Source organism: Xenorhabdus budapestensis, assembly GCF_002632465.1.
In the GTDB taxonomy this organism is placed as follows: Bacteria; Pseudomonadota; Gammaproteobacteria; order Enterobacterales; family Enterobacteriaceae; genus Xenorhabdus; species Xenorhabdus budapestensis.
In genome coordinates, this window is record NZ_NIBS01000055.1 from 1 (window position 1) to 3,975 (window position 3,975).

Consider the following 3,975-nt stretch of genomic DNA (forward strand, 5'->3'; position numbering starts at 1 on the left):
TGCCTTTTTCTTTCAGCCGGACGTAATTGCGCTCGCCCCGCTGGTAACACCGCACCTGATGTTGCGCCTTGCGACGCAGTGACAGCGGTGTCGTTGCGGGGACATGCAGGCCGGGCATCATTTCCGTTAATTTTCCTGACATCGTTTCCTTTTCTGTTTATTTTTCACTGAGGGCTTTCAGGCCTGTTTTTTGATCGATTCAGACGCTTCGCTGTGCGGCCAGTCTTTCACCGCATGCCAGACGGCCGTCAGCGAGAATTGATGATGCGCGGCCATCTCCAGCATCATATCCAGCCCTTCGGCGCTGTCCGCATCGACAATCGCCGCAGCCTGCCAGCGTTGCCACAACTCACGATTCTCCTCTTCCGTCAGGGGCGAGTTGCGTCCCGGTTTTACGGTCACCCCGGAAATACGCCGGCGGGCGGCGATTTCCAGACTGGACAAGCCGAAAAAATAGCGCATCAGTTCAATCGAGCCGCCTAATTCCAGTGCCCGGTCAATACGTTGTAACCGCTGCTGCTCAATCCGCGCCTGATGTAAAATGCGCACCAGATTACTGTGATGGATCTGGATGGTCAGCACCGACACCGGGCTGTTGCCCAGATAGTGCAGATCTTCAATCGTCAGATTCTGCAATATCAGCATTTCAGCGGGGGCCAGTCCCAGCGCCTCACAACGGCGGATATAGCCGTTCTTCAAATCCATCACCAACTGCAACAGCAGGCTGTTGGTGGCTTGCGATAAATGATGCATACATTTCCTCCAATATCAGGTCAGTCAAAACAAATTGAACAACGCATTGGAAACAGGCACGCGCTCCGGTCTGGTTACCCCGTTATAGCCTCCGGCGCTATCCGGCGCTGAAGTTCACGCAAACGACGTATCACCCGGATAAGACGCAGAAACTTCACGGTCTGGCTATCATCCAGTAACGGCATACCCTCACGATGGGTTGTGCCAAACAGAACGGCAGTCAGCGTTAATGCCGGGGCGTCAGTCGTGCTTTCTCCGGTCAGACTGACCAATAAACGCGAAAAAGCCTGCGCTGCCTGCGCATTCACCAGACAAAAGCCAGCTGAACGGGCATCCGACACCGACAACAAATCGTGGTCACAGCCCATCACTTCGGCCAGTTCAAACGCCAGCCGGAACGCCATCCCTTGCAGATGCTCGACATCGTCCTGCATCGGGGAAATCTCCCAGACCGAACTGACCGACTCCAGCCCGGTTTGGGCAAAGTGCAGGCATTCGGCCTCCGGAGCAGGTTGAGGCGATTCAGGCGGATTATCCTCGTTATCCGGCTGATAAGGCGGAAGCACCGGATTTTTACGGGAGAACGCAACGGATGAACCCGTTTCTTCCACCGGGGAATGTGCCGTCGCCGGATCCGGTGCCGTCTTGCTGACGGGCTGAGAAACACGCCGCGGGTGCGACTCCCGGTTTGGCGCTCGAACCGGTGCCATGTTATGGGGTGCAGCAGAAACTGCCGGCCTGTATTCAAACGCGGTGGCCTGTTCGCCAAAGAGTTGTCTTCGATTGCTTTCTTTCGGATCTAATTCCAGTATCCAGCGGTCATAATTGAGTTGCGGGTGTGGCAGGGCCTGCAATAAATCGCCAATCAGCTCATCGCGAAACATCTCTGGCGACCAGGCTTCCAGTGCGTCAAACCGACGACAACAGGTTCCAAAAACTTCATCAAAGCTCTGCGTGGATCCCGGATTGATACTGAAAACATACTGCTGCCAGACTGTCTCCGCATCCTGTCGTAATGCCAGTAACCCCCGGATTTGCCCTACGCTCAACCCCGCATGCAGTAGATTAGGCATCCACGGATATAGATACTGCACCGTATCTTCCATCCGGCTGATATAACTGCGACTGACAGGAAAGCCCGCTTCACCCAACAATCCCGATAACTCATTTTGCGTGAGTTTCTTTTGTTTCTGCGCTTCATACAGGGTTCTGGCCTGACAGACGCCCAATGCTTTTTCAATAAAACTCAGATCGCCCCGCAGTTCATTTTCCGCCAGATGCCCGATCACACACTGCAACCGTCCCAGCCACGGCTTAAACAGGCAATGCACCCGATAAAACCGCTCATCCCCGGTTTCCTGCCACAGCTCGGACAAAATTTGATAGCGTGTATTCCCGCCATCACTGAAGATATAAACCTCGTCACCGTCCGGATCACGGGTGACTTTCGGCACCGTATCCAGTCCACGGACTTTGATCGAGGCTTTGATATCGTCATAACGCGGGTTGCGGCTGGTACGGGGGTTATCCGGATTAGGGCGAAGTTGATCCAGCGTTAACACCATCGGCATTTCGGCCATCGGCTGACCATCATTAAGCATGGCCACGGCTTGCCGCCCCTGCTGTAACAAAGCGCTGCCTAAATTCAGTGTATTACGTCCCATCCTTTACCTCCCGCTGTCATCGAAATCCGAAAAACGGGTATACTGCGCCTCAAACCGTACACGTACTGTGCCAGTCGGTCCCTGACGCTGTTTGCCTATAATGATTTCGGCCATCCCCGCATCCGGGCTATCCTCGTGATAGACTTCATCGCGGTAAAGGTGCAGGATCAAATCCGCATCCTGCTCCAGTGAGCCGGAATCACGTAGATCGCCATTGTTGGGACGTTTATCGGGCCGGTTTTCGACTTGCCGGTTAAGCTGGGACAGCGCCAGTACCGGGCAATCCAGCTCTTTGCCTAACGCTTTCAGGCTGCGGGAGATATCGGCAATTTCTTGTGTGCGGTTTTCCTGTCCGGGTGCGCACATCAGCTGGAGGTAATCCACCATAATCAGAGCCGGTTTACCGTATTTGCGGGTATAGCGGCGGGCACGGGCACGCAGGAGTGCCGGTGTCTGGAGGCTGCAATCATCAATAATCAGGCGCTGATCCCAGCGAGAAAATTGCTCCAGACTCTGGCTGATGCGCCCCCACTGTTCGTCATCCAGCAGGCCACTGCGCAGCGCGGTTAACGCCACGCCACCTTCCATCGAAGACAAACGCAGCATCAGTTGGGCTGTCGGCATTTCCAGACTGAAAATCTGCACCACCGCATCCTCACGGCTGCGTAATGCACCGAGACAAAACGCCAGCGCCAGTGCGGTCTTACCCATTGAAGGGCGGGCAGCCAGCAGGATCAGATCCCCCGGCTGTAAGCCACAGGTCATGTCATCCAGCGCCTGAAACCCGGTCGGTGTGCCGGTGATCCCGTTGCTGCCCTGTATGCGCTCCAGATGGGAAATCAGCGCCTCCGCCCCTTGCAGCAGAGTCACTGCCTGCTGTTGGCGGGCAGCGCCTTTTTCTGCCAGACTGAACAGCTGGCTTTCCGCCTGTTCTGCCAGCGTCGCAGCCTGTACATTCGGCTGAAAGACGTCAGCACGCAACGAGTTACCCAGAGCCAGCAACTGACGTAACTGGCTTTTTTCTGCCACCATGCGGGCGTATTCCACAATATTGGCGGCACTGGGCGTGTTTTTGCACACTTCGGCCACATACGCAAAGCCCCCCACACTGTCCAGACGCCCCTGATGGGCCAGTAAATCCGTCAGCGTCAACAGATCATACGGCGTATTTTTTTCTGTCAGCTCGGCCATAGCCTGAAACATTATTCGGTGTGCCGGAAAGAAAAAATCGTCAGGGGTGAGTAGCTGAACAAGGTCATCCCAGCGATCATTGTCCAGTATCAGTCCGCCAATCAAGGAAACTTCCGCATAACCATTGCTGGGCTGCTCTTTGCTGACCATCTCTAAGAAATCATGATCCCTGTTCATTATCCGCCTCCCTGCTGACAAGAGTGAGCGCCCGCACTAACCGCTGTTGCAGACAGGGCGACGAGACCCAGAACAGTACTTCGTTGGCGGCTAAATATTGCGGCTTCTCCTTCTCCCAGCCGCATTCCAGCAGCACCGAATCATCCGGTGTTCCGGGCATCAGTGACAGCGCCTGTAATTCTTCTTCACT

The 3,975-nt window shown here is 55.1% G+C and carries 3 protein-coding genes and 1 pseudogene; all 4 read right to left on the bottom strand.

The genetic code is table 11. The features are described 5' to 3' along the window. Positions 1 to 177 precede the first annotated feature (177 nt). The gene (locus Xbud_RS21385) at positions 178 to 753 is read right to left on the bottom strand and encodes a DUF2857 domain-containing protein (RefSeq protein WP_099136921.1); all 576 of its coding nucleotides are present in this window, start codon (positions 751 to 753) and stop codon (positions 178 to 180) included. 74 nt (positions 754 to 827) lie between these two features. Then, complete coding sequence (locus Xbud_RS21390) at positions 828 to 2,417, bottom strand: ParB family protein (RefSeq protein WP_099136922.1); 1,590 nt, start codon at positions 2,415 to 2,417, stop codon at positions 828 to 830. A 3-nt stretch (positions 2,418 to 2,420) separates the two neighbouring features. Then, a complete protein-coding gene (dnaB-PI, locus tag Xbud_RS21395) occupies positions 2,421 to 3,785 on the bottom strand; it encodes an SPI-7-type island replicative DNA helicase (RefSeq protein WP_099136923.1) in 1,365 nt (454 codons plus the stop codon). After that, a pseudogene (locus Xbud_RS21400) lies at positions 3,769 to 3,975 on the bottom strand (hypothetical protein); the annotation flags it as partial. The pseudogene Xbud_RS21400 and the gene dnaB-PI, both read right to left, overlap by 17 nt.

Excerpts from the sequence above, each read along its gene's own strand:
- Xbud_RS21385 (WP_099136921.1), bottom strand. The coding sequence starts at position 753 with ATGCATCATTTATCGCAAGCCACCAACAGCCTGCTGTTGCAGTTGGTG.
- dnaB-PI (WP_099136923.1), bottom strand. The coding sequence starts at position 3,785 with ATGAACAGGGATCATGATTTCTTAGAGATGGTCAGCAAAGAGCAGCCC.
- Xbud_RS21390 (WP_099136922.1), bottom strand. The coding sequence starts at position 2,417 with ATGGGACGTAATACACTGAATTTAGGCAGCGCTTTGTTACAGCAGGGG.